We start from the raw sequence: 23,518 nt of genomic DNA, 5'->3' as shown, positions 1-23,518 counted from the left end.
TTGCCGGTAAGCGGACCTTCAGGGAAGGTCCCCCCACGTAAATGTGCGGGTGCCGTCACAGTCAGCGACTGCGTTGTCCGTAGTCGTTCGCCGCTTCGAAAACCTTCTGGGCGTACGGCTGGACAGCGTTATAGGAGAGGATCGCGTCCCACCAGGACTCCGCCTTGGACATGTCGCGCCCGCCCTGGCACAGGTAGGTGGCCGCGGTCAGTGACGCATCGTCGATGTCGTTGGGGTCGGCCACGCCGTTGTTGTCGGCGTCCACCTTGTAGCTCTGCCACGTGGACGGGATGAACTGCAGCGGTCCGACCGCCCGGTCGTAGGTGGGGTCGCCGTCGATCATGCCCTGGTCGGTGTCCCGGATCAGTTGCCGGCCACCCTTGCCGTCGAGCGGCAGCCCGTAGATCGGCGGCTGCACCGACCCGTCCGCCCCGAGCACCGCGTGGTTGGCGCTGCCGTGCGACGACTCGACCTTGGCGATCGCCGCGATCGTGGTCCAGCTCAGGTGACAGGACGGCATGGTCTTGGCGACGACCAGCTCGGCGTAGCCGTAGGCCTGCACCGCGACAACCGGGATGCCCACCTTGGTGCCGACCTGCTCGGCCCATCCGGCGAGCGCGTCGGCCGGGCGGGCGCCGTTCTGCGCGGGCTGAATCGGCGCGGTGGTCGCCGGGTTGGGCAGGCCGTTGGCGCCGACCGGCGCGGAGTCGGTGGGCAGACCGGCCGGGAGACTCGCCGCCGGCGCGGACTCGGCCGCCGCGCCCCCCGGGAAGAGAGGCGTCGCGCTGGGCGTCGGTGCGGCTTCGAGGGCTTGCGGTACGAGGTAAGCCCCCGCCGTGACCGCGGCCCCAAGCAGCAGGAGAGCGATGATGCCCGGCAGCACGAGCCGTCCGCTGGGTCGCTTGGCCCAGTCCGAGGTGTTACGCCCCGCCTGCCGAACCACCCGAACCGGATTGGCCCGCCGAAGCCCCGGCGTCGCCGCCGCCGCTTTTTCGCCCGCTTTGTTGCCTGCCGCCTCGCCCGGCTTGGTGGCTCCGGCCGCCTCGTCCGTCCCCGTCGCGCCCGATGCGAGGCCCGGCTTCCCGGCGTTCTCGCCCGGCTTGTCAGTCCCGGCGCTGCTCAGTACCTCGCTCGGCTTCTCGCCCGGCTTGTCCGTCCCGGCGGTGCCCGGAGCTTCGGCCGGCGTCTGGGTCGTCTCGGCCGACTCGCCAAATTTGGCCGTCTCGCCGGACTTGGTCGTCGCCTCGGCCTGGCTCTCGTGGGTGGCAGGTGCGGCCTTACTCTCCGCCGCGCCCCTATCCGCGACCCGGTGCTTTCCGGCCATGTCGGAATTGTCGCCGGTAACCGGCAAATCCGACGGCGATTCGCCTTCGCCCTCGGGCGCGGTTTGAGCGGGCTCGACCGTCTCGGCGCCGGGCACGGCTGTCCGAACGACGGCCGCCGGCTCGGGCGCAGCACCGGAACTCCCGAGCGGTCCGCCCTGGTGCGGCGCGGCCGCGCGCAGCTCAGGTTGCCCCACCGGTGTCTCCCGCCCGTTCGCCACGGCCCCGACCATACCCGCACGAAGCCCGTCGCAAGAGGCCGCGTAGACGCCCGCAAATGACTCCCGGCGGCGGGTGCATTTCTGTCGTGCCGGGGGCCTACTCTTTGCCCATGCCGCGTTACGAGTTCCGGTGCCGCGCCTGCGGCGACACGTTCGAGGTCAGCCGACCGATGCGGGAGGCCTCCGCGCCCGCCCCGTGCCCCCAGGGCCACGACGACACGGTCAAGCTGCTCTCCACGGTCGCCGTGACCGGCCGCGGCGGCGGCGCAGGCTCGGCCGCCCCGGCCCCATCCGGCGGCGGCTGCTGCGGCGGCGCTTGCGGCTGCTGACCAAGCCCGACGCCGGCGTCGTCGGGCGCATTGCCGGGAGTGCCGGGAGACGCTCCCGGTCAGGGAAGGCTGGCCGGGCCGGCTGGGAGACGGCCGAGGGCGTGCTCGGTCGGGGCGCCGTGCGGGTCGCGCGGAGTGCGGCGGCATGCGGCCGGATCGGCAGGGTGTGGGCGCTGCCGTGGCGGCACCGCTGCGCCTGACGGGTTGCGTGGGTGCGGCGCGGGCTGTGGCCGGCCACGCGGGCACAGCGGGCGCGTCGGGCAGTGCAGGGGCGCGCTGGGCCCTGCGGCGGCGCGGCGGGCTGTGCGGGGCGCGCTGGGCCCCTGCGGCGGCGCGGCGGGCTGTGCGGGGCGCGGCTGGCTGTGCGGGGCGCGGCGGGCTGTGCGGGGCGCGGCGGCCGTGACGAGCTGTGCGGGGCGGTGCGGGGCGCGACAGGGCTGCGCGGGGTCCTGCGGGCTTCTCGAGAGCGGTGAGCTTCGAGGGTGCCGACCGGGCTGGGTGGCGCGGCGGCCGTGACGAGCTGCGCGGGCGGTGCGGGGCGCGACAGAGTTGCGCGGGGTTCCGAGGGCGGGCGCCACAGAGCTGCGCGGGGTCTGGCGGGCTAGCTCGGGTGCGTGGGCTACGCGGGTGTGGACGGGGCGGGCCGGGCGGCGGGGGTGTTGCCGGTCGTAGGTTCCTGTCCAGTAGGGGTGGTCCTCGCGGGGGCGCGTTCAATATGGTGCGCGGCGGCCGGATCGGGGTGGGCTGCGGTGACTACGCAGGGTTGTGCGTGTGCGACGTGGAGAGACGTCGCGAGGGTGACTCTTGCGGGTACGGCCGAACGGGCGGCCGGAACTGGCCGACTGCGGCGTGTCTCGGCTCGATCCATTTCGTTACGTCACGCGTAGTGCATAGAGAACGTTGATGACTTCGGGAGCCGTGTCCTCCGTCCGGGGTCGGTCGGGGCGGGTAGATCGTTACCGTCCGTTTCTACGATGCACAGTTACGCTGTGATACGGCAGCATGAGACACGACTTCCTAGAAGGAGGCGGAGGTTCACCGTGTCGGGACGGACCGAGCTGCCGAGTGGGCTGGTGACCTTTATGTTCACCGACATCGAAGGCTCGACTCGTTTGGCTCGGATGTTGGGTGACGATTACGGCCACGTCCTAGGTGCTCACCGAGCGTTACTGCGTGACACGCTGAGTGACTTTGGCGGTGTTGAGCTTTTTACTGAGGGTGATTCTTTCTTCGTTGCCTTTCAGGAAGCCGGCGCGGCCATGGCGGCCTGTGTGGATGCCCAACGGCGACTGTCCGCACACGAGTGGCCCAGTCCGGAGGCGATGCCCCGGGTTCGAATGGGCATGCACACCGGACCGGCGAAGCCGATCGGCGACGAGTACGCGAGCGTCGAGGTGCACCGGGCGGCGCGAGTGGCGGCGGCGGCACACGGTGGTCAGATCCTCTGCTCGGGGGCGACCGTCTTCTCCGTACTCACCTCGGGAGTCTCCGTCCCTTTCGGTCCGCTCCCGGTAGCGCCCCTCGCGGTGCCGGGACGCGCGAAGGCCCAGGCGAGCGCCACGATCACGGTGGAGCGACCGTCCGACGACCCGATCTCCTCCTTGTTGGCCGGCGTGGACCTGCTCGATCTCGGCGCGCACCGGCTGCGCGGCTTCGACGACGACGAGCGGCTCTTCCAGGTGGTCGCCGCCGGCCTCGACCGTGAGTTCCCGCGCCCGCGCACACCGGGCGCCGCCCAGCACAACCTGCCCGCCCCGCTCACCTCCTTCGTCGGCCGCCGAGCCGAGATGGCCGAGGTCGCCCACCTGTTGACCCGGCACCGGATCGTCACGATCGCCGGGCCGGGCGGGGCGGGGAAGACCCGGCTCGCCCTCGCGGTGGGGGAGCAGGCGCTCACCGCGTACCCGCAAGGAATCTGGAACGTCGATGCCGTGAGCGCGGCAACCGGCCTGGCCCCCGCCCTCGCCGCGGCCCTGGGCCTGCGCGCCGAGCCCGGCCGGCCGGTGCTCGACACCCTGCTCGAGCATTGCGCCGACCGGCGGATGCTGGTGATTCTGCAGACCTGCGACGTCGCCCCCGCCGCCTGCGCCGGCCTGGTGCGACGGCTGCTGGCCGCGTGCCCGGGCGTGGACGTGCTCGTCACCGGGCGCGAACCGCTCGGCCTGCACGGCGAGGCCGTCTGGCGGATACCGCCGTTGCTGCCGGCCGACGCGTTCGCGCTGCTCGGCGAGCGTGCGGAGGCCGCCCGCGGCGGACGGCCCGGCCCGGACGGAGAGGGTGGCGACCTGGTTCGGGTGGCCGAGCGGCTGGAGGGCTCCCCGCTCGCGATCGAGCTCGCCGCCGCCCGGATGCGCCTCTTCACGGCGGGACAGCTCGCGGCACGGCTCGACGATCCGATCGCGGCGCTCGACCCGGTCGACGCCGAGCCGGTCGACGCCGAGCCGGGCGAGCGGCACGACAGCATCACCGCCTGCCTCGACTGGTCCTATCGGACGCTCACCGTGCGTGCCGCCGGCCTGTTGCGCCGGCTGTCGGTCTTCGCCGGCGCCGTCGAGCTGTCCACGATCGAGTGGTGCGGCCCGGACGCGCTCGGGTCGCTCTCCGAGCTCACCGAGAAGTCCCTGATCGACGTCGTTCCCGGCCCGCGTTATCGGATGTCGGAGCAGGTCCGGTCGTACGCGGTCCGCCAGCTCACCGCCGCGGGCGACGAGCGCTCGGCGCGGGACCGGCACGTCGCCTGGTCGATGCACACGCTCGAAGCGGTCACCGTGGACACCGACGGCCAGCCGCGTACCGTCTCGCTCACCGAGCTCGCGCCGTTCGTCGGCGAGTGGCGGGCCGCGCTGCGCTGGGCCGCCTCCGAGGGCGCGGTCGGCGCGGGCCTGCGGCTGGCCGGCGCGCTCGGCCCCTGGTGGCGTGAGCACGGCGGCGCCCGGGAGGCCCGTGATCTGCTCTTCCGGCTCTACCGGCGGCTCGACGAGGCCGAGATCGCCCCGGCCGACCTGGCCCGCGCCTACCTCGCGCACGCCGAACTGGCCGACGACACCGACGAGCGGATCCGCTTCCTCGACCGCGCCGAGCGCATCGCCCGCGTCACCGACGACCAGGATCTGCTGATCCGGGCGCTGAGCGGGCACCGGCACACGCTGCTGGACAGCCGGCACTACGACGAGGCCGAGCAGTTCTGCCGCGAGGTGATCGTGCTGGCCGAGCGCTCCCGGGTGGCCGGCGCGTCGCTGCCGGCCGTGGTGACGCTGGCCGAGCTGCTGTGGCGGCGCGACGCGATCGACGAGGCGGCCGAACTGCTGGGCGGCGCCCGTCAGCTCGAGGCCGGCCGTCCCGAGGACCGCGGCCGGCGGACCGTGGACTGGCTGCTCGGGATGGTGGCGCTGCGCCGCGGTGACCTGGTCGCCGCCCACGATCACCTGGTGGTGGCGCTGCGATCGCGGCTGCGGCACGGGTTCGGCGGCGAGGCGGCCGACGCGGTGGCGGCCATCGCGGTGCGGTGCGCGCTCGGCGGGGACACCACGATGGCGGCCGTGCTCTTCGGCGGTGCGGAGGCGGCCCGCGGCGCCCGTCGTACCGAGATGTTCGGGCGCTTCTGGTCGGCGCGGCAGATTTCTCTCCGCACCTCCCTCGGCGACGCGACGTTCGATGCCGCGTACGCCGAGGGGGTGGGTCTCGGTTTTGATCGGATCGTCGCGATGGCCCTCGCCGTCGAGCACCCGGACCTCGAGGACGGCGCGGCCCGGTTCGCTACTTCGGCATCAGGGCTGACGCTCGATTGATGTCGGCCTGCTTGACCGCGGCGAGCGAGCCGAAGGTGTGCACCGCCTCGTAGTACGTCCAGGCCAGGCTGTAGCAGGCCGGACGGACGATCGAGCTGTACGTGGCGCAGACCCGCTTGAGGTCGGCGTAGAACATGTTGTCGACCCGGTCCTTGTTGGCCGGGAACTGACCGATGGCCTTGTAGTTGCGGTAGCCGAAGTCGTGGTGCCAGCAGGACAGGTCGAACTTGAAGCCGAGGGGATTGTCCGGGCTGGCCGAGCAGTAGTCGGTGGACCAGTCGAAGTTGTAGGACTGCCAGGGCGCGCGGTCGAGGCGGGCCGCGTTCCAGGCGCTGGTGCTGGCCGCGGTGGGCTGGGTCCAGCCGGCGAGGACAGTTGCCTTGTCGGTGGTGGCCGCGGCGGCCGCGCTCGCGGGGACGAGCACGGCCAGGGTGAGGACTACGACGAGGAGGATGCGTCGGGTCATGAGGCAGTTTCGGCTTCCCCGGCCGTACGCATAAAGCTCTGTCGATTTGCTTTGCTGCTCCCCGCTGAAGTTACCGCCGGGTATTCCTTAACGATCGTTTATGTGATGTCCTGGAGGGCGGGCCTGCGCACGGCCGCTATGGTGTGCGTGTGCGGGACGAGAAATGATCCATCTGCCGCTGGTCCGTCAGGGACCGTTGCGTGCGCTTGCCGTTCGCGTGGCACTGGCAGTGCTGCTGGTCCTGCTCACGGTCACGGTCATCTATCTCGATCGGGACGGCTACCGGGACGTCAACGAGGACGGCCTCACCCTGCTCGACTGCTTCTACTACGCGGTCGTGTCGCTCTCCACGACCGGCTACGGCGACATCACCCCGGTGACCCCCGAGGCCCGGCTGGTGAACGTCCTGGTGATCACCCCGGCGCGGGTGCTCTTCCTGATCATCTTGGTCGGCACCACCCTCGAGGTGCTCACCGACCAGTACCGCAACAGCCTGCGGGTCGGCCGGTGGAGGCGAAAGTTGAAGGACCACGTCATCGTCTGCGGCTACGGAACCAAGGGCCGGGCCGCGGTCGCCGCGCTGTTGGAGAACGGCTACGAGAAGTCACGCATCGTCGTCGTCGAGAACCGGGAGGCCGGAATTCGTCAGGCCACCGCGAACGGGCTGACGGCGATCGAGGGCAACGCGACCCGCTCGTCGGTGCTCAACGAGGCGGACGTCAAGAACTGCAAGGCCGTCATCATCGCGACGGACAGTGATGAGGCGTCGGTTCTGATCACTTTGACCGTACGTCAACTGACCGCCGGCCAGGTGCGCATCATCGCCGCCGTCCGGGAGCAGGAGAACGCCGCGCTCCTGAAGCAGAGCGGCGCCCACCACGTGATCGTCTCGTCGGCGACCGCCGGGCGGCTGCTCGGCCTGACCACGACGGCGCCGCCGCTGATCGACGTGGTGGAAGACCTGCTGACGCCCGGGCAGGGGATGGCGCTGGCCATGCGGAGCGCGGAGCGCAGCGAGGTCGGTCAGAATCCACGGGGGCTGTCGACGCTGGTGGTCGCGTTGATCCGGCGCGGGAAGGTGCTGGCGCTGGGCGGGGAGCAGACCGTGACCATCGAGACCGGGGACATGCTGGTCTACATCCGGGTCGAGGAGAGCAGCGTCGGCGTTACCGTTTGAGCCCGACCGCCGCGAACTCCGAGACTTTCTCCGAGATCCCCGACTTGTCGGCATCGGGGCGCCAGGCCGTGCACGTCACGACGCCCGGCTCGAGGATCTCCAGGCCGCTGAAGAAGGCGGCGATCTCGTCGCGGGTGCGTGCCTTGATCGGGGCGGCGCCGCTCTCGTTCCACTGGCGCATCGATTCGCGTACGGCCGGGCCGTTGACCTCTTCGGTCGGATGCGAGATGACCAGGTGGCTGCCGGGCGCCATCGCTTCCACCAGGCGGGCGACGATCTCGTGGGCCGCGGCGTCGTCGACGATGAAGTTGAGGATGCCGGACAGGATGATCGCGACGGGCTGCCCGAAGTCGAGCGTGCTGCCGGCGCCGTCGAGGATCGCGGTGGTGTCCCGGATGTCGGCGTCGATGTAGTCGGTGGCGCCCTCGGGCGTGCTCACGAGCAGGGCGCGGGCGTGCACGAGCACCATCGGATCGTTGTCGACGTAGACGATGCGGCTCTCGCGGGCGACGCCCTGCGCGATCTCGTGCGTGTTGCCGGCCGTGGGCAGGCCGGTGCCGACGTCGAGGAACTGCCGGATGCCGGCGTCGCCGGCCAGGTAGCGCACGGCGCGCCCGAGGAACTCGCGGTTGGCCCGGGCTGACTGGACGAGCTCGGGCATGAGCTTGAGCGCGTACTCAGCGGCGTCCCGGTCCGCGGCGAAGTTGTCCTTGCCGCCGAGAAGGTAGTTCCACAGGCGAGCGGAGTGCGGCACGCCGGTGTCGAGCAGCGCGCGCAGGTCTTGTTCGTCGGTCATCGCGGCGACCCCCGAAAGTCAAAGAGGGAGCGAGCTTAGCGCGTTCCCGCCGGGCGACGGAGCCCCTCCGCCGCCGCGTCGGCTGCCGCTAGATGATCGTCCAGGTGTCGGCCGCGTTCAGGAGCGAGTCGAGCATCTGGTCGGGGGTGCCGTCGGCCTGGGCCTTCGCGTCCGCCAGCTGCTTCTGCAGCAACTGGTCGTACGTGGGGCGCTGGACGTTGCGGAACACGCCGATCGGGGTGGTCGACAGGTCGGAGCCCGAGAGGCGGGACAGGGCGAACGCGTAGGCCGGATCGTCCACCGTGGCGTCGTGCACGACCGGCGACTCGCCGCCCAGCGAGTCCGAGTCGCGAACCGACAGGCCGAAACCGCCGGCGGGGTGCACGACCGAGAACTGCTCGGTGGAACCGAACGTGATCGGCCGGCCCTGCTCGAGGCGGATCAGGTGGTCGTCGCGGGTGGACGCGTCCTTGATCAGCTCGAAGGCGCCGTCGTTGAAGATGTTGCAGTTCTGGTAGATCTCGACGAACGCGCTGCCCTCGTGCTCGGCCGCCGCGCGCAGCACCGACTGCAGGTGCTTGGCGTCCGAGTCGATCGTGCGGGCCACGAAGGTCGCCTCGGCGCCGAGCGCCAGCGACAGCGGGTTGAACGGCGAGTCGGCGGAGCCGGCCGGGGTCGACTTCGTGATCTTGCCGATCTCGGAGGTCGGCGAGTACTGACCCTTGGTGAGGCCGTAGATCCGGTTGTTGAACAGCAGGATCTTCAGGTTCACGTTGCGCCGCAGCGCGTGGATCAGGTGGTTGCCGCCGATCGAGAGCGCGTCGCCGTCGCCGGTCACGACCCAGACCGAGAGGTCGGGGCGGGACGCCGAGAGGCCGGTGGCGATCGCCGGCGCACGGCCGTGGATGGAGTGCATCCCGTACGTGTTCATGTAGTACGGGAAGCGCGAGGAACATCCGATGCCGGAGATGAAGACGATTTTCTCCCGCGGAATGCCCAGCTCGGGCATGAACCGCTGCATGGCCGCGAGGATCGAGTAGTCACCGCAGCCGGGACACCAGCGGACCTCCTGGTCGGACTTGAAGTCCTTGGCGGTCAGCTTCAGTTCGCCTGATTTGACGAGCACAGTGGGGCTATCCATTTTTCACTACGTCCTCGAGCATGCTTTCCAGCGTCGCGGCGGTGAAGGGCAGGCCGCTGATCTGGTTGAACGGAACGGCGTCGACCAGGTACTTCGCCCGGATCACGTGGGCCAGCTGCCCCAGGTTCATCTCCGGGATGACCACCTTGTCGTACGCCTTGAGCACCTCACCGAGATTGGCCGGCAGCGGTGACAGGTGGCGCAGGTGCGCCTGTGCGATCGGCAGGCCGCGCTGGCGCAGGGCCCGGCAGGCGGCGCCGATCGGACCGTAGGTCGAGCCCCACCCGAGCACCAGCACCCGGGCGTTCTCGTCGGCGTCCTCGACCTCGACGTCGGGCACCTCGATCGCCTCGATACGCGCCGCCCGGGTCCGCACCATGAATTCGTGGTTAGCCGGGTCGTACGAGATGTCGCCGGTCTTGTCCGCCTTCTCCAGGCCGCCGATCCGGTGCTCGAGGCCCGCCGTGCCCGGGATCGCCCACGGCCGGGCCATCGTCGCGGGATCGCGCAGGTAGGGCAGGAAGCGGCCGTCCTCGCCGTTCGGCGCGCCGGCGAACTCCACCGACAGATCGGGCAGTTCGTCCGGCGAGGGCAGCAGCCACGGCTCGGAGCCGTTCGCCACGTAGTTGTCGGAGAGCAGGATGACCGGCGTGCGGTAGGTCAGCGCGATCCGCGCCGCCTCGATCGCCGCGTGGAAGCAGTCCGACGGCGACTTCGGCGCGATCACCGCGAGCGGCGCCTCGCCGTGCCGGCCGTAGAGGGCCATGTTGAGGTCGGCCTGCTCGGTCTTGGTCGGCATGCCGGTCGACGGGCCGGCGCGCTGCACGTCGACGATGACCAGCGGCAGCTCGAGCGCGATCGCCAGCGAGATGGTCTCGCCCTTGAGCGCGACGCCGGGACCACTCGTCGTCGTGACGCCGAGCGATCCGCCGTACGAGGCGCCGAGCGCCGCGCCGATGGCCGCGATCTCGTCCTCGGCCTGCATCGTCGTGATGCCGAACTTCTTGTGCTTCGAAAGCTCGTGCAGGATGTCGGACGCCGGCGTGATCGGGTACGCGCCGAGGAAGACCGGCAGCTTGGACCGGACCCCGGCGGCGACGAGGCCGAGCGCGAGCGCCTGGTTCCCGGTGATGTTCCGGTACGTGCCCGGGCGCATCTTGGCCGGCTTGACCTCGTAGCGGACGGCGAAGTCCTCGGTCGTCTCGCCGAAGTTCCAGCCGGCCTGGAAGGCGGCCTTGTTGGCGGCGACCAGGTCGGGGCGCTTGGCGAACTTGCGCTCGAGGAACCGGATGGTCGACTCGAACGGCCGCGAGTACATCCAGCTCAGCAGGCCGAGGGCGAACATGTTCTTGGCCCGCTCGGCGTCCTTCTTCGAGACGCCGTGCTCGCTCAGCGCGCCGACGGTCATCGAGGTCAGCGCGACCGGGTGCACCGCGTAGCCGTCGAGCGAGCCGTCGTCGAGCGGGCTCGTCGCATATCCGACCTTCGCCAGGTTTCGCTTGGTGAACTCGTCGGTGTTCACGATGATGTCGGCGCCCGACGGCAGGTCGGAGATGTTCGCCTTGAGGGCGGCCGGGTTCATCGCGACCAGCACGTTCGGCGCGTCACCGGGCGTGAGGATGTCGTAGTCGGCGAAGTGCACCTGGAAACTCGACACGCCCGGCAGGGTGCCTGCTGGTGCACGAATCTCCGCCGGGAAGTTGGGCAGCGTGGAGATGTCGTTACCGAGCTGGGCGGTCTCGGATGTGAACCGATCACCGGTCAGCTGCATGCCGTCGCCCGAGTCGCCCGCGAATCGGATGACCACCCGATCCAGTTGCTCGACTCGCTTTGCTCCAGCGGCCACGATCTCAACCTCCAAGGGGCGCCGGCCGAACGGGTTACGCACGTCGATGGGCCGGCCCGCAATAGTCACTTCCAGCCTACGTCGGCGGTCCTTACCACCGGCCGAAGGCCGTTGACCACAGTACTTAGGCGATGCTTGCCCGAGCCAGGGGAGTCCACCATGCGGCGGGTCATCCATCTCACTTCGGTCAACTAAGCTGCCTGTTCGTGGACGGCTACCTCGGTTCGTACGCCACGCTCGGCCTGGTGATCGGCGCCGGCGTCCTGGTTTTCGTCGGCGCGTTCTCGGCCAACCGGCTGCTGAGGCCGGGTAACCCGGCGAGTCCGCCCGGCAAGTTCATCTCGTACGAGAGCGGCATCGATCCCGTCGGCGGCGACTGGGCACAGGCCCAGATCCGTTATTACGTCTACGCGTACCTTTATGTGCTTTTCGCCGTGGAAGCCGTTTTTCTCTTCCCGTGGGCGGTCGTGTTCGACCTGCCGGGATTCGGCGCGGCCACCGTGACCGAGATGGCGATCTTTGTGGCGGTGCTCGCGCTGGGCATCCTCTACGCCTGGCGAAAGAAGATCCTGACCTGGACCTGACCCGACCGTGACCATCCGGCCGGGGTGGCGGACTCGCCAGGAAAAGGCGGGCATGCCAACATCGTGCGCATGGGTCAGCTTCTCCTCTTCGTCGTGGTCGCCTTGGTGGTCGCCGCGATCGTCTTCGGCGTGACCGTGATGCTGAGCGGAGGCGATTCGGGATTGACGCCGGTCGAACCCGATGGTCAAGCCGTGCCGCTGCCGAGCGATCGGCCGCTGGGCGAGGACGACATCTCCGAGACGCGGTTCGACACGGCCTGGCGGGGTTACCGGATGAACCAGGTCGATCAGGCGCTGCAGCGGGCGGCGTACGACATCGGTTACAAGGGTGAGCTGATCAGCGTGCTCGAGGCCGAGGTCATCGCCCTGCGCGAGGGCCGCACCGCGGACGCCGACGCCCTCCGCAAGGCCCGCGAGGCCGCGATCGCGCCGAGCGCGGTCCCGCCCGCCAAGCCGGACGGCCCGGTGATCGAGCTCGACGCCGTCCCGCCGCCGGACGACGAGGTGCCGCCGCCCCAACCCGCTCCCGCCGCCGACACCAAGGAGTCCGAGCCGGCGGCGGAGCCGCGGTGAGCGCGGCCGAGCCGGTCGACGACCTCGGCGACGCGTCCCGCCCCGGCACCGGCGAGGTGACCGCGACGGTCATCGTGAAGGCGCCGGCGTCCCGGGTCTTCGAGGCGTTCCTGAACTGGGAGAGCCAGTCCCAGTGGATCCCGTTCACCAAGGTCCGGGTGGTCGAGGGCGACGGCGGCGAGGGCAGCCTGGTCGAGGCGATCACCGCGATCGGCCCCGCGTCCCTGCGCGACGAGCTGCGAGTCGTCAAGGTCAACCCACCTTATGAGGTACGGGTGGTGCACTGCGGCAAGGTTCTGCGCGGTCCCGGTGCTTTCCGCTGTACGGCGATGTCCGGCGACCGGACCCAGGTGGTGCTCCACGAGTGGTTCCACCTGCCCGCCGGCGCGGCCGGGAAGGTCGCGTGGCCGGTGCTGTGGCCGGGGTCGAAGCTGGGTTTCACGGGAGCGCTCAAGAGGTTCGGCCGGTTGGTCGAGCAGGGGCGTATTTGAGTTTTCGGATTTTCGGGCCGGCTGCTCGCCGGCCCGTTTTTGTCGGACCCCACCTCTACGGTGGTCGCCATGACAGACACCTCGCCGTTCGGCGCCCCGCAGGCCGGCACGGCACCGGCCGAGTTGCTCGAGGCCGGCGTCGTGGTCGGCGACGACGGCCGCGCCCGCTGCTTCTGGGGCGGCAGCACGCCCGACTACGTGGGCTATCACGACGCCGAGTGGGGTCAGCCGATCCGCGGCGACGACGCCCTCTTCGAGCGGATGAGCCTCGAGGCGTTCCAGTCCGGCCTCTCCTGGATCACCATCCTGCGAAAACGGCCGGCCTTCCGGGCCGCGTTCGACGGCTTCCACATCGACAAGGTGGCGGCCTTCTCCGACGCCGACGCCACGCGCCTGATGGCCGACCCCGGCATCGTCCGCAACCGCATGAAGGTCGACGCCACCCTGCACAACGCTCGCGTGGCCGCCGACCTCCAGGGCGGGCTCTCCGCGCTGCTGTGGTCGTTCGCGCCCTCGCCGCGGCCGCCCCGCCCGCGCACCCGCGCCGAGGTGCCGGCCACCACGCCCGAGTCGATCGCGATGGCCAAGGCGCTCAAGAAACAGGGCTTCAAATTCGTGGGGCCCACCACGGCGTACGCGTTGATGCAGGCCACGGGCATGGTCGACGACCATCTGGCGGGCTGCTGGGTCGCGCCGATCGGTGCGTGATGAGATGGACCGCATGGCGCAGTGGGCGGTGATCATCCCGGCGGATCAGTGGGCGACCGAGCGGCTCTTCCACAACGAGACCGTGACGGTGCCGGGCGCGGCGGGCCCGGTGGCGCCCGACGACGAGGTGCTGCTGATCGCCGACGACCACGTGGTGGCGCTGGCCCGGGCCGCGAAGACCAGCGGTGACGACCTGGTCGTGACCTATTTGCGGCGCGCGTTCGACGTCCCTGTGTCGGCCACGGGCTTGCCGCTGGCCGACGCCCCGGTCGAGGTCGAGCCCGAAGTCTTCCGCCGCTTGTCCGCCGCACTCGGCGGCGAGCCCGGCCCCGGCACGCCGAGCTGGCTGGTGAGCGTCGCCCTCCCGATCGAGGCCGACACTCCGGCCGACGCGGTGCGCCAGTTCTGGACGCACCTGGTCGAGTTGGGGCCGCGCGAGCTCCCGACCTACGTCTGGCCGTCGGGGGACGAGTTGGCCATGCAGGCCTTCGTGCTGGGGGCCGAGGCCAACCAGGACCCCGAGGAGGAAGACGAGGACGACTGACCGCCCGAGCCCGGGTCGCGGCCGCCATCGCGGGGCGCGGCCGTTCGCGGGCCGAGCGGTGGCGCGCGGTGGCGTGCGCTGGGCGAGGCGGTCTTTGGCTGGATGACGGCCGTCGCGGCGTCAGGCTCGGGAATTCCCCGGGCGCGGCGAGCGAGCTCTGCAGCCGGGCGGTGGTGGCGGCGCGGGCTGGCCGGCTAAGCGGGACGGGTGGTGGCGGCGCGGGCTGGGGCGGTCCTGCGGGCCGGGCGGTGGTGGCGCGGGCTGAGGCGACTCCGCGGGCCGGGCGGCGGTGGTGCGGCCCGCGGCGAGGCGGCTCCGAGGCCGGTGGACGGCCGCTGCGCTATCGGTGCACGTCAGGTGCCCGCGGGCATGCCACGGCCCCCCAGCGAGGGCTACGGGGCCGTGGGAGGGCGACGCCGGCCGACAGGGCGAGGCGCGGCCGGCATCGCGGTCGGGGGCCGCTAACCGCCCAAGGTCGCAGCGGCCGACTTGATGGCTGACGAGAATGTGCTGACCTGGGAGTACACGCCGGGCTTGTTGGGCCGTGCGCAGCCGTCACCCCAGCTGACGATGCCCACCTGGACCCACGCGCCGGCCGCGTCGGCTCGGAACATGGGGCCGCCCGAGTCGCCCTGGCAGGTGTCCACGCCGCCGGAGGTGTAGCCGGCGCAGATCTCGTCGGTGGCGATGATCTCGCCGTTGTACATCGACGATGAGTTGCAGGTGGCGTCGCTGACGAACGGCACCTGGGCCTTCAGCAGGTATCGCTGCTGGCCGCCGCCCTCGGTCGCCGCACCCCAGCCGGCGATCGTGAACGTTCCGGAGTCGTAGGCGGTGCTCGACGCGATCGGCAGCGTCGCCAGGCCGGTCACGGGGCTGGCCAGGCGGATCAGCGCCCAGTCCTTGCCGTTGCCGTTGTAGCCGGGCGCCCGGTAGACGTAGTTCGACTTCCGGGTGATTCTGCTGCTCGAGTCGAGGTCGACCACGCCGAGCGTCGCCGTGATCGATGTGTTCGTGCCGGTGCGGCCCACGCAGTGGGCGGCCGTGAGCACGATCGTCGGGCTGTAGAGCGCGCCGCCGCAGCCCATCGACAGGCGCACCATGAACGGGAACTCGCCCTGCGCGGCCCGCGAACCGCCGACGACGTTGGCGGAGGGCCCGCCCCCGGCCGGCGCCGCGGACGCGGGCGACGAGACAGAAGCGACGGCGAGCACGGCGGCCGCCGTACTCAGGAGAATGCGCCACCTGACCATCTAGGTCCTCCCAATTCGGAAAGCGATGGGAGGAGCCTAGATAGACATTCATGGATGCGGTGATCCCAAAACGGTCATAACGCCGGCGAGGGCGACGTCAGCGTCCCGAGAAGACCGGCTTCTGCTTGGCCAGGAACGAGCTCACCGCCGCCTTGTGGTCCTCGGTCCCGCCGCAGATCGCCTGGGCCTGGGCCTCGGCGGCGAGCGCGTCGGACAGCGTCCCGGCGTCACCGATCGACAGCTCGCGCTTGATCGCCCCGTACGCGACCGTCGGTCCCGCCGCCAAGCGGGACGCGAGCGCCTGGGCCGCCGGCAGCACCTCCTCGTCCGAGTCGGCCAGGCGGGAGAGCATGCCGATCCGGTGGGCCTCCTCGGCCGCGATCGGCTCGGCCAGCAGCAGCAGCTCGAGCGCCCGGGCGTGCCCGACGATGCGCGGGAGCGACCACGAGACGCCGCTGTCGCCGGCCAGGCCCACGTTCGCGAACGCCATCAGGAACTTGGTCGACGGGCCACCGATCCGGAAGTCGGCGAGCAGCGCGAACGACGCGCCCGCGCCGGCCGCCATGCCCCGCACGGCCGCCACCACCGGCTTGGGCATGCTCGCGAGCCGCTGCGCGATCGGGTTGTAGTGCGCCCGTACGGTGTCGAGGTCCGTCTTTCCCGATTCCAGCTGCTCGGCGTGCTCGCGCAGGTCCTGCCCCACGCAGAAGCCGCGGCCGGCCCCGGCCAGCACGATCGCCCGGCAGCTGCGGTCGGTCTCCAGCGACGCGAGCGTGTCGCGCAGCGCCTCCTTGAGGTCGACGTCGAGGGCGTTCATGGCTTCGGGCCGGTTGAGCGTGAGCGTGACGACCGCGTCGGTGCGGTCGACGAGCAGGGAATCCGTCATGAGTCCGAGAATCCCACACGTCCGCCCCTCGAGGCCGATTGCAGGCAGCGTTCGACATAGCGGTCCGCCGCCGGTCGCAGCCGGGCCGAGTGCCGGTCGAAGAAGCCGGCCGCGCTCAGCCCGGGCCAGCGCGGGGGCAGCAGCGAGGGCGGCAGCTGCGGGTCGCGGAACAGGAACGAGCGCCAGGCGTGCACGAGACGGAAGCGGGCCGCGTACGCCTCCTCGTCGCTGCTTCGCGCGTTGACCGAGCTCACCACCGGCCGCAGGTCGGCCACGAAGGTCTCGTAGGACGACGCCAGCGAGGGCAGGTCCCAGGCCTTCCCGACCACCTCGGCCGCTCCCGGCGAGCCGGCCGCGTGGGCGGCGCTGAACCGTTCGTACGGCACGTCGGCGTCGGCCAGGACGGCGTCGACCTCCTCGGCCGCCCGCGGCGCCACCCAGGCGTGATCACCCAGCGTGCCGTATCCGAGGAAGGACAGGCGGTTGGCATCCTTCTTGGCGAGCGCGCCGTGCAGCAGAATCAGATCGAAGCGGCCGTCCCACCCGGCGCGGCCGGTTCGGTAGATCCGGGCGGCGGCCTCGTCGAGTCGGCGCGCGGCCTTCGGGGTGAGCAGATAGCCCGGTCCGGAGACCAATCGCAGGGGGTGCAGCCAGCCCTGACGCACCATCCGGGAGACGGCGGTGCGCACGGCGGGGGGCGCGATCCCGAGCGGCGCCAGCAGCCTGACCAGGGCGGCGACCGGCGCGCGACCACCGCGAGGGCGGAGGTAGTCGCCGTACAGGTCGAAGAGTGCCGACCGCGCCTGCATGACCGCACATTGTGACAGCCCAAAAGACGATATGCTAGACGCTGTCACATCCGCCCGGGCTGGGTTTGGGTTCGCCGGTGTTCATCAGGGAAAATGTTTGATCGGCACGGTGGGCTGGGTCGCGTGAACACGCGCAATGGCCCTCGGCCGCCGGTCGGATTCGAGGTACCGCGCCGCGTGGGGCTGAGCACGCGACGTATGGAAGTGGCTGTGGGGTAACCCACCGACACCCTGATGTAGGTCTGAGGGGAGACGAAATGGCGGCGATGAAGCCGCGGACGGGCGATGGTCCGCTGGAGGTCACCAAGGAAGGGCGGGGCATCGTCATGCGCGTCCCGCTGGAAGGTGGTGGCCGTCTCGTCGTTGAGATGACTCCGGACGAGGCCAACGCGCTGGGCGACGCGTTGAAGTCGATCGCCGGCTGACGTTTCGCGCGAGCCCGCCGGTACGGTACCGCCCGTACCGGCGGGCTTTCCACGTCTTCGAGAAAGGTCACGCTCTCGTGTTTCCGATCCGGCTGACCGCCCATCTCGACGACCAACGGACCATGATCACGCCGATCGCCACCTCGGGCCCACTGTCGCATGCCGAGGGGGAACTGGCGGCCGAAACAGCCGCGCTGGCGGAAGGAATCAAACCCGGCGAGGTCCGTACGCTGCCGCGCCCGTTGCGGCGGCCGACGAAGGTCCTGCTGGTCGGTGTCGGCAACGATGACGACGACTGGCGGGCGGCCGGCGCCGCGGTGAGCCGGGCGACCGGCGGTGACGAGCCGTTGCTGGTCACCCTGGGCGACATCGCGGCCGATGCCGTGCGCGACCTGGCGGAGGGCCTCTGGCTGGGCGGCTATCGCTATCGCGATGCCCGCGAGGAGCCACGGTCGGCCGGGATCGATCTATTCACTGCGGACATTGGCCCGTACGCGGAAAGCCTCGCCCGCGCCGAGACGACGGCCCGCGCCACCTGGCTGGCCCGGGATCTGACCAACGCGCCCTCGTCGCTGAAGAGCCCGGACTGGCTCGCCGAGGAGCTCGTCGGCGCCTCCGCGAAACGGGCCGGCGTCGAGATCCGCATCCGCGCCGGCGCCGAGCTCGAGCGGTTCGGCGGCCTGCGTGCGGTCGGCGGCGGCTCGGTCTATCCGCCCTGCCTGGTCGAGCTGACCTGGCGGCCGCCGACGGCGAGCCGGCACGTGGCGCTGGTCGGCAAGGGCATCACGTTCGACTCCGGCGGCATCTCGATCAAGACGCGGCCGGGCATGAAGAACATGAAGATCGACATGGGCGGTGCGGCCGCGGCGGCCGCGGCGACGCTGGCGGCGGCCGACCTCGATCTGCCCGTACGCGTCACCGCCGTCCTGCCGCTGGCGGAGAACGCAATCGGCGCCGCCGCGTTCCGCCCGGGCGATGTGATCACCCATTACGACGGCTCCACCAGCGAGTCCACCAACTCCGACGCCGAGGGCCGCCTGGTGCTGGCCGACGCCCTCGGCTATTGCGCGGCCGAGCTCGACGCCGACGTGGTCATCGACATCGCCACGCTCACCGGCTCGCAGACGGTCGCGCTCGGCACCCGTACGGCCGCCCTCTTCTCCGACGACGCCGCGCTCGCCGCCGCACTCACCGAGGCCGGCCGCCGAGCCGGCGAGAAGATGTGGCGCCTGCCGCTGCCCGACGATTACCGCGAGCATCTGCGCAGCGACATCGCCGACCGGCACAGCTCGCCGACGCCGGGTGGCGGGGCCGTGATCGCCGCGCTCTACCTGCGCGAGTTCCTGGGCGACAAGGCGGACTCGTGGGCGCACCTCGACATCGCCGGGCCGGCCTGGGCCGAGGAGGACGAGCTCGAGCTCACCAAGGGCGCGACCGGTTGGGGCGTACGCACGCTGGTCCGTTATTTGGAATCGCTCAGCGCTTGACCGCGGTCAGCAAGCCCGCCCCGGACGGGATCACCGCCGGGATCCACTCCTCCGACTCCCGCACGGTCCGGACCGTCTCGCGGATCGTCAGCGTGTCCACGTCGCGGGCCGCCGGGTCGCTGATCCGGCCGCCGGCCATCGCGCCGTTGACCACCAGCACGCCGCCCCGCCGCAACAGCCGCAGCGCCGCCTCCGCGCAGGCCCCGAACTCGGTCGCGTCGGCGTCCACGAAGACAAGGTCGTAAACCCCGTCGGCGAGCCGCGGCAGCACGTCGAGCGCGCGGCCGGTGATGATCCGGGTACGCGACGGGGCGAACCCGGCCTCCACGAAGATCCGCCGGGCGATCCGCTGGTGCTCGTTCTCCACGTCGATGGTGGTGAGCACCCCGTCCGTCCGCATGCCGCGCAACAGCCAGGTGCCGCTCACGCCCGTGCCGGTGCCGATCTCGACCACCGCCTTGGCGTTGCCGGCGGCGGCCAGCACGCGCAGCACCGACCCCGCCGCCGGGGTGACGCTGTCCAGGCCGAGCTCGTGTGCGAGTCCGCGCGCGGTCTGCAGCACGACGTCCTCGCTCGCGTACGCCTCGGCGAACTGCAAGGACTGGGCCGTCTGCGGGCCGATCGGACGTGCTGGCGGGACGATGACGACCTCCGGGCCGGTGGGGGGACGCACGTGCGGAACTGGCGTACATCGGATATGAGAGTAGAGCGATGCTCTCGCGGGATGCAGTGGGCCGTCGATGGGATATACGGGCCGGGGCCGGGCGTGGCCCGGGATCCGTGTCATTCTGGAGGGGGAGCCGGGCTCCTGAGGAACCACGAGTGGGAGGCACCGACGTGACCGACGGCTGGAACGCGCACTCCGCTCAGCCGCCCGCCACCGGTCAGCCCATGCCGTACCAGGGCGGTCCCGCCTCCAGCGGGGGCACGTCACCCTGGTGGTCGGACGCGCTGACCGACCCGTGGCGTGATCCCTACGCGCCGAGCCACGTGCTGCTGCCGCCGCCCCCGCCGGGCGGCGGACCGGCGCCCGAGCCGGTCGCCGACCCCGACGCGCCGCGCCGCTCGCTCACCCCGGTACTGCTGATCTGCCTGGTCACGGCCCTGCTCGCGGGCGGGCTCGGCGGCACGCTCGGCTTCGTCTTCGCGGTCCGCGGCGGCCTCGCCACCGGCGGCTCGACCCAGCTCGGCTCGCCCCCGGCGTCCGACCCGTCGGCGCCCGTCAACCGGCCGCCCGACTCGCTGGCCGGCGTCGCCAAGAAGGTGCTGCCGAGCGTCGTGACCGTGCGCGTGACCGGGGCGATCGGCTCCGGTTTCGTGGTCTCCGCCGGCGGTTACGTGGTCACCAACGACCACGTCGTCGAGGGCGGCGGCGACACCATGTCGGTCTCGTTCAGCGACGGGTCCACGGCCAAGGCGACCCTGGTCGGCCGCGACCCGGAGTCCGACATCGCTGTGATCAAGGTCGCCAAGTCCAATCTCACGCCGGTCGCGCTCGGCAACTCCGATACGATCGCGGTCGGCGACCCGGTGCTCGCGTTCGGCTCGCCGCTCGCCCTGGTCAACACCGTGACCGCGGGCATCGTGAGCGCGCTCGACCGCACCATCCAGGCCGGCGACCCGGGCGGCACCACGCGCTACTACGCGGCCATCCAGACCGACGCCGCGGTCAACCAGGGCAACTCGGGCGGCCCGCTGGTCAACGCGGCCGGCCAGGTCATCGGGGTCAACTCGGTGATCCGCTCGGTCAGCGGCACGGAGACCGAGGCGGGCAACATCGGCCTCGCCTTCGCGATCCCGATCAACCAGGCCAAGCGCATCGCGACCGACATCATCGACCACGGCAAGGCCCGCCGTACGGTGATCGGCGCCGAGGTGGCGACCGGAACCGCGACGGTCACCGGCGCCCGGTTGCGCTCGGTCGAGCCGTCCGGCCCCGCCGCGGCCGCGGGCCTCAAGTCCGGCGACGTGATCACCAAGCTCGACAACCACCTCCTCGAGGACGGCACCGACCTGATCGCCCTGGTCCGCAAGTACGCCCCCGGCGCCGTGGTCCCGGTCGAGTACCGGCGCGGCAGCAAGACCCAGACCGCGTCCGTGACGCTCGTCGCCGACTCCAATTGATCGCCCGAGCAGGGGTGCGGTTCGGGCAGTCCCGTGCGTAGTCTTGGCGCGTGTTCGAAAACCTGAACTGGTGGGAGATCGGGGCGCTGCTGCTGCTCGCGCTGCTGATCTTCGGTGAGCGCCTGCCCAAGGTGATCGGCGACGGCATGCGCATGCTGCGCGGCCTGCGAGCCATGGCGCAGAACGCGACGTCCGACCTCAACAAGGAGCTCGGCACCGACCTCCAGCTGCAAGATCTGCATCCGAAGGCCTTCATCCGGAAGCACATCCTGAGCGAGGAGGACGAGGAGGCGCTGCGCAAGCCGCTGCAGGGCCTGTTCGACGACGTGAAGAACGATTTGAATGGCGTCAAGTCGGATTTGTCGGAGGTAGCGGCCGCGGCCGACATCAAGAAGGCCTCCACCCCGAGCAGCGCGGTCGAGAAGCGCCCGGCGGCGCAGAGCTTCGACCTGGACGCTACGTAGCGCAGGGCACCGCCCCGGGAGCACGCCACGGCCGGCGGCGCCGCGCCTCATCGCCCGGCCCGCGCTGCGCCCGTCGCCTGGCCGCACGCCATCGCCTGGCCGCTCCCCGCCGCCACCGCGAAGCGTCGCGTCGACCGCGCATCCCGCCCCACCCCGTAACCGCGCGTCCTGAGCTTCCCCGGTGGTGTGGACACCTTGAGACTGGGCGTTGATGTCCAGAGGAAAGGGTGTCTCGTTGGGGCGTCCACCGAAGTTCACACCCGAGTTCAGGCGTGATGCGGTTGATTTGGTGTTGTCGTCCGGTCGGGCGGTCAATGACGTCGCCCGCGAGCTCGGCGTCGGGAACGAAACGTTGCGGAACTGGGTCAACAAACGCCGTCGGCAGCCCGAGTCCGACGAGCAGGTGCCGACATCGCCGGCGGACAAGGATGCGGAGATCGCCAGGTTGCGGGCGCAGGTCGCGGAGCTGCAGCAGGAGAAACCTGATCCTGCGGAAAGCGGCCGCGTATTTCGCCAAGGAGATGGATCGGTGACCAGCCGCTTCCGGTTCATCTCCGCTCATCGAGCCGAGTACGGCGTGAAGCGGTTGTGCCGGGTCCTGACGGTTTCGGCCTCCGGCTACTACCGGTGGCTGTACACCGAGCCTGCCCGAACGGCGCGGGCCGCCGACTACGAACGACAGCTTCAAGCGGCTACCGTCAACCAGCCGATTGCGGCATAACCCGGTGTCCACATCCCGGGTGGAAGCTCATCCCGCCCCACCCCGTAACCGCGCGTCCCGCCCACCCCGTAACTGGGTGGGGCGACGTTAGCGCCCGGCTACGACATTTCCCGCACGGTGGTCCACAGCCCGCGGCATACAACCCGCAAAACCGCCGACAAACGAGCCCGGGCGCCAAATCGGCGACCCGGGCTCAACGCGCAACAACCGCGACTACTTCCTGGCGTTGACCATCAGCCCCAGCGGCTTTCCGACCAGCGAATCCCTCCGCACGGCCAGCCGCGCCGCCACCTCGTCCAACGCCTTCGCCGCCGGCGACGAGGGCTCGGCCAGCACGACCGGCGTGCCCGCATCCCCGGCCTCTCGCACTCGGGTGTCCAGCGGCACCTGGCCGAGCAGCGGCACCGAGGCGCCCACCGTCTTGGTCAGGGAGTCGGCCACCGTCTGGCCGCCGCCGGACCCGAAGACCTCCATGCGGGAGCCGTCCGGCAGCTCGAGCCACGACATGTTCTCGACCACGCCGATCAGCCGCTGGTGGGTCTGCAACGCGATCGCCCCGGCGCGCTCGGCGACCTCGGCCGCGGCCGCCTGCGGGGTCGTCACGACCAGGATTTCCGCGTTCGGCAAGAGCTGGGCCAGCGAGATGGCCACGTCGCCGGTGCCGGGCGGCAGGTCGAGCAGCAGCACGTCGAGGTCGCCCCAGTAGACGTCGGCCAGGAACTGCTGCAGCGCTCGGTGCAGCATCGGGCCGCGCCAGACGACCGCGGCGTTGCCGGCCGTGAACATGCCGATCGAGATCACCTTCACGCCGTGCGACTGCGGCGGCATGATCATGTCTTCGACGCGGGTGGGGCGGCCCTCGACGCCGAGCATCCGGGGCACCGAGTGACCGTAGATGTCAGCGTCGACCACGCCGACCGAGAGCCCGCGCTTGGCCAGGGCGGCCGCCAGGTTGACGGTCACGCTCGATTTGCCGACGCCACCCTTGCCGCTGGCCACCGCGTACACCCTCGTGCGGGAACCCGGTTGGGCGAACGGGATGACCGGCTCGGCAGCGGCGGAACCACCGCGCAGCGTGCTCTGCAGCGCCTTGCGCTGCTCCTCGGACATCACGCCGAAGTCGATGCTCACCGTGGTGATCCCTGGGATCTTGGTGAGGGCGGCGGTGATGTCCGCGGTGAGCTTGTCGCGCAGCGGGCAACCGGCCACGGTGAGCAGCAGCTCGACCTTGACCTGACCGTTCGCGGCGGTGAAGCCCTTGACCATGCCGAGGTCGGTGATCGGGCGGCGGATCTCGGGGTCGTCCACGGTCGCCAGCGCGGCCTGGATCGCATCCTCGAGGGTGGGGGCAGGAGCGGACATG

At 71.1% G+C, this 23,518-nt stretch carries 23 protein-coding genes; 13 read left to right on the top strand and 10 right to left on the bottom strand.

The features are described 5' to 3' along the window. Window positions 1-61: 61 nt before the first annotated feature. Window positions 62-1,324: a lytic transglycosylase domain-containing protein gene (locus tag ACZ6TB_RS28860; protein ID WP_465558916.1), complete on the bottom strand. Its 1,263-nt coding sequence runs from the start codon at window positions 1,322-1,324 to the stop codon at window positions 62-64. 329 nt (window positions 1,325-1,653) lie between these two features. Here ACZ6TB_RS28860 and ACZ6TB_RS28855 point away from each other — a divergent pair, with 329 nt between their 5' ends. Together ACZ6TB_RS28855 and ACZ6TB_RS28850 are read left to right on the top strand one after the other, a co-directional pair. Then, window positions 1,654-1,872: an FmdB family zinc ribbon protein gene (locus ACZ6TB_RS28855; RefSeq protein WP_465558914.1), complete on the top strand. Its 219-nt coding sequence runs from the start codon at window positions 1,654-1,656 to the stop codon at window positions 1,870-1,872. 1,082 nt (window positions 1,873-2,954) lie between these two features. Then, a complete protein-coding gene (locus tag ACZ6TB_RS28850; protein ID WP_465559282.1) occupies window positions 2,955-5,660 on the top strand; it encodes an adenylate/guanylate cyclase domain-containing protein in 2,706 nt (901 codons plus the stop codon). On the opposite strand, the gene ACZ6TB_RS28845 is transcribed toward ACZ6TB_RS28850, so the two are convergent. Next, window positions 5,629-6,126 carry a phospholipase gene (locus ACZ6TB_RS28845; RefSeq protein ID WP_465558912.1) on the bottom strand — a complete coding sequence of 166 codons (498 nt, stop codon included), beginning with the start codon at window positions 6,124-6,126 and terminating at the stop codon, window positions 5,629-5,631. The two genes, ACZ6TB_RS28850 and ACZ6TB_RS28845, sit on opposite strands and share 32 nt — an antisense overlap. A 163-nt stretch (window positions 6,127-6,289) precedes the next feature. On the opposite strand from ACZ6TB_RS28845, the gene ACZ6TB_RS28840 reads away from it, so the two are divergent. After that, window positions 6,290-7,303: a potassium channel family protein gene (locus ACZ6TB_RS28840; protein ID WP_465558910.1), complete on the top strand. Its 1,014-nt coding sequence runs from the start codon at window positions 6,290-6,292 to the stop codon at window positions 7,301-7,303. On the opposite strand, the gene ACZ6TB_RS28835 is transcribed toward ACZ6TB_RS28840, so the two are convergent. The 3 genes from ACZ6TB_RS28835 to ACZ6TB_RS28825 form a co-directional block, all read right to left on the bottom strand. After that, window positions 7,293-8,099, bottom strand: a complete 807-nt coding sequence (locus tag ACZ6TB_RS28835) for an SAM-dependent methyltransferase (RefSeq protein ID WP_465558909.1) — start codon at window positions 8,097-8,099, stop codon at window positions 7,293-7,295. The two genes, ACZ6TB_RS28840 and ACZ6TB_RS28835, sit on opposite strands and share 11 nt — an antisense overlap. An 88-nt stretch (window positions 8,100-8,187) precedes the next feature. Beyond that, window positions 8,188-9,240: a 2-oxoacid:ferredoxin oxidoreductase subunit beta gene (locus ACZ6TB_RS28830; protein WP_465558907.1), complete on the bottom strand. Its 1,053-nt coding sequence runs from the start codon at window positions 9,238-9,240 to the stop codon at window positions 8,188-8,190. Next, a complete protein-coding gene (locus tag ACZ6TB_RS28825; protein ID WP_465558905.1) occupies window positions 9,233-11,086 on the bottom strand; it encodes a 2-oxoacid:acceptor oxidoreductase subunit alpha in 1,854 nt (617 codons plus the stop codon). The genes ACZ6TB_RS28830 and ACZ6TB_RS28825 overlap by 8 nt, the downstream gene beginning before the upstream one ends. A gap of 206 nt (window positions 11,087-11,292) precedes the next feature. Between ACZ6TB_RS28825 and ndhC the strand changes: the two genes are divergently transcribed. The 5 genes from ndhC (at window position 11,293) to ACZ6TB_RS28800 (ending at window position 13,986) form a co-directional block, all read left to right on the top strand. Further along, a complete protein-coding gene (ndhC, locus tag ACZ6TB_RS28820) occupies window positions 11,293-11,670 on the top strand; it encodes an NADH-quinone oxidoreductase subunit A (RefSeq protein ID WP_465558903.1) in 378 nt (125 codons plus the stop codon). Window positions 11,671-11,739: 69 nt separating this feature from the next. After that, complete coding sequence (locus ACZ6TB_RS28815; RefSeq protein ID WP_465558901.1) at window positions 11,740-12,243, top strand: DivIVA domain-containing protein; 504 nt, start codon at window positions 11,740-11,742, stop codon at window positions 12,241-12,243. Beyond that, window positions 12,240-12,734: an SRPBCC family protein gene (locus ACZ6TB_RS28810; protein WP_465558899.1), complete on the top strand. Its 495-nt coding sequence runs from the start codon at window positions 12,240-12,242 to the stop codon at window positions 12,732-12,734. Before ACZ6TB_RS28815 ends, ACZ6TB_RS28810 begins: the two co-directional genes overlap by 4 nt. A 141-nt stretch (window positions 12,735-12,875) precedes the next feature. Continuing rightward, window positions 12,876-13,442, top strand: coding sequence for a DNA-3-methyladenine glycosylase I (locus tag ACZ6TB_RS28805; protein ID WP_465559279.1), 567 nt, complete (start codon window positions 12,876-12,878; stop codon window positions 13,440-13,442). Window positions 13,443-13,455: 13 nt separating this feature from the next. Further along, window positions 13,456-13,986: a hypothetical protein gene (locus ACZ6TB_RS28800; RefSeq protein ID WP_465558897.1), complete on the top strand. Its 531-nt coding sequence runs from the start codon at window positions 13,456-13,458 to the stop codon at window positions 13,984-13,986. A 461-nt stretch (window positions 13,987-14,447) separates the two neighbouring features. On the opposite strand, the gene ACZ6TB_RS28795 is transcribed toward ACZ6TB_RS28800, so the two are convergent. From ACZ6TB_RS28795 to ACZ6TB_RS28785, 3 genes are all read right to left on the bottom strand, one after another. Beyond that, window positions 14,448-15,239 (bottom strand): S1 family peptidase, encoded by a 792-nt coding sequence (locus ACZ6TB_RS28795; RefSeq protein WP_465558895.1) that lies wholly within the window; start codon window positions 15,237-15,239, stop codon window positions 14,448-14,450. A gap of 97 nt (window positions 15,240-15,336) precedes the next feature. Then, on the bottom strand, window positions 15,337-16,125 hold the full coding sequence (locus ACZ6TB_RS28790; protein WP_465558894.1) for an enoyl-CoA hydratase-related protein: 789 nt from the start codon (window positions 16,123-16,125) through the stop codon (window positions 15,337-15,339). Further along, window positions 16,122-16,934 (bottom strand): PaaX family transcriptional regulator, encoded by an 813-nt coding sequence (locus ACZ6TB_RS28785; protein ID WP_465558892.1) that lies wholly within the window; start codon window positions 16,932-16,934, stop codon window positions 16,122-16,124. The genes ACZ6TB_RS28790 and ACZ6TB_RS28785 overlap by 4 nt, the downstream gene beginning before the upstream one ends. A gap of 257 nt (window positions 16,935-17,191) precedes the next feature. Between ACZ6TB_RS28785 and ACZ6TB_RS28780 the strand changes: the two genes are divergently transcribed. Then, window positions 17,192-17,359 carry a DUF3117 domain-containing protein gene (locus ACZ6TB_RS28780; RefSeq protein WP_014447667.1) on the top strand — a complete coding sequence of 56 codons (168 nt, stop codon included), beginning with the start codon at window positions 17,192-17,194 and terminating at the stop codon, window positions 17,357-17,359. 122 nt (window positions 17,360-17,481) lie between these two features. Next, on the top strand, window positions 17,482-18,846 hold the full coding sequence (locus ACZ6TB_RS28775; RefSeq protein ID WP_465559276.1) for a leucyl aminopeptidase family protein: 1,365 nt from the start codon (window positions 17,482-17,484) through the stop codon (window positions 18,844-18,846). On the opposite strand, the gene ACZ6TB_RS28770 is transcribed toward ACZ6TB_RS28775, so the two are convergent. Next, complete coding sequence (locus tag ACZ6TB_RS28770) at window positions 18,836-19,444, bottom strand: O-methyltransferase (RefSeq protein ID WP_465559273.1); 609 nt, start codon at window positions 19,442-19,444, stop codon at window positions 18,836-18,838. The genes ACZ6TB_RS28775 and ACZ6TB_RS28770 overlap by 11 nt on opposite strands. Window positions 19,445-19,683: 239 nt before the next feature. Here ACZ6TB_RS28770 and ACZ6TB_RS28765 point away from each other — a divergent pair, with 239 nt between their 5' ends. From ACZ6TB_RS28765 to ACZ6TB_RS28755, 3 genes are all read left to right on the top strand, one after another. Then, entirely contained in the window at window positions 19,684-20,970 is a 1,287-nt protein-coding gene (locus ACZ6TB_RS28765; protein ID WP_465559271.1) for a S1C family serine protease, read from the top strand. A 50-nt stretch (window positions 20,971-21,020) separates the two neighbouring features. Beyond that, entirely contained in the window at window positions 21,021-21,434 is a 414-nt protein-coding gene (locus ACZ6TB_RS28760; protein ID WP_465558890.1) for a twin-arginine translocase TatA/TatE family subunit, read from the top strand. A 211-nt stretch (window positions 21,435-21,645) separates the two neighbouring features. Next, window positions 21,646-22,155, top strand: coding sequence for a transposase (locus tag ACZ6TB_RS28755; RefSeq protein ID WP_465558888.1), 510 nt, complete (start codon window positions 21,646-21,648; stop codon window positions 22,153-22,155). 213 nt (window positions 22,156-22,368) lie between these two features. Here ACZ6TB_RS28755 and ACZ6TB_RS28750 read toward each other — a convergent pair whose 3' ends face one another. Then, the gene (locus ACZ6TB_RS28750; RefSeq protein WP_465558886.1) at window positions 22,369-23,517 is read right to left on the bottom strand and encodes an Mrp/NBP35 family ATP-binding protein; all 1,149 of its coding nucleotides are present in this window, start codon (window positions 23,515-23,517) and stop codon (window positions 22,369-22,371) included. Between the last annotated feature and the right edge of the window lies 1 nt (window position 23,518).

Source organism: Actinoplanes sp. NPDC051537 (assembly GCF_055586105.1).
This window is presented reverse-complemented; position numbering and strand designations above follow the sequence as displayed.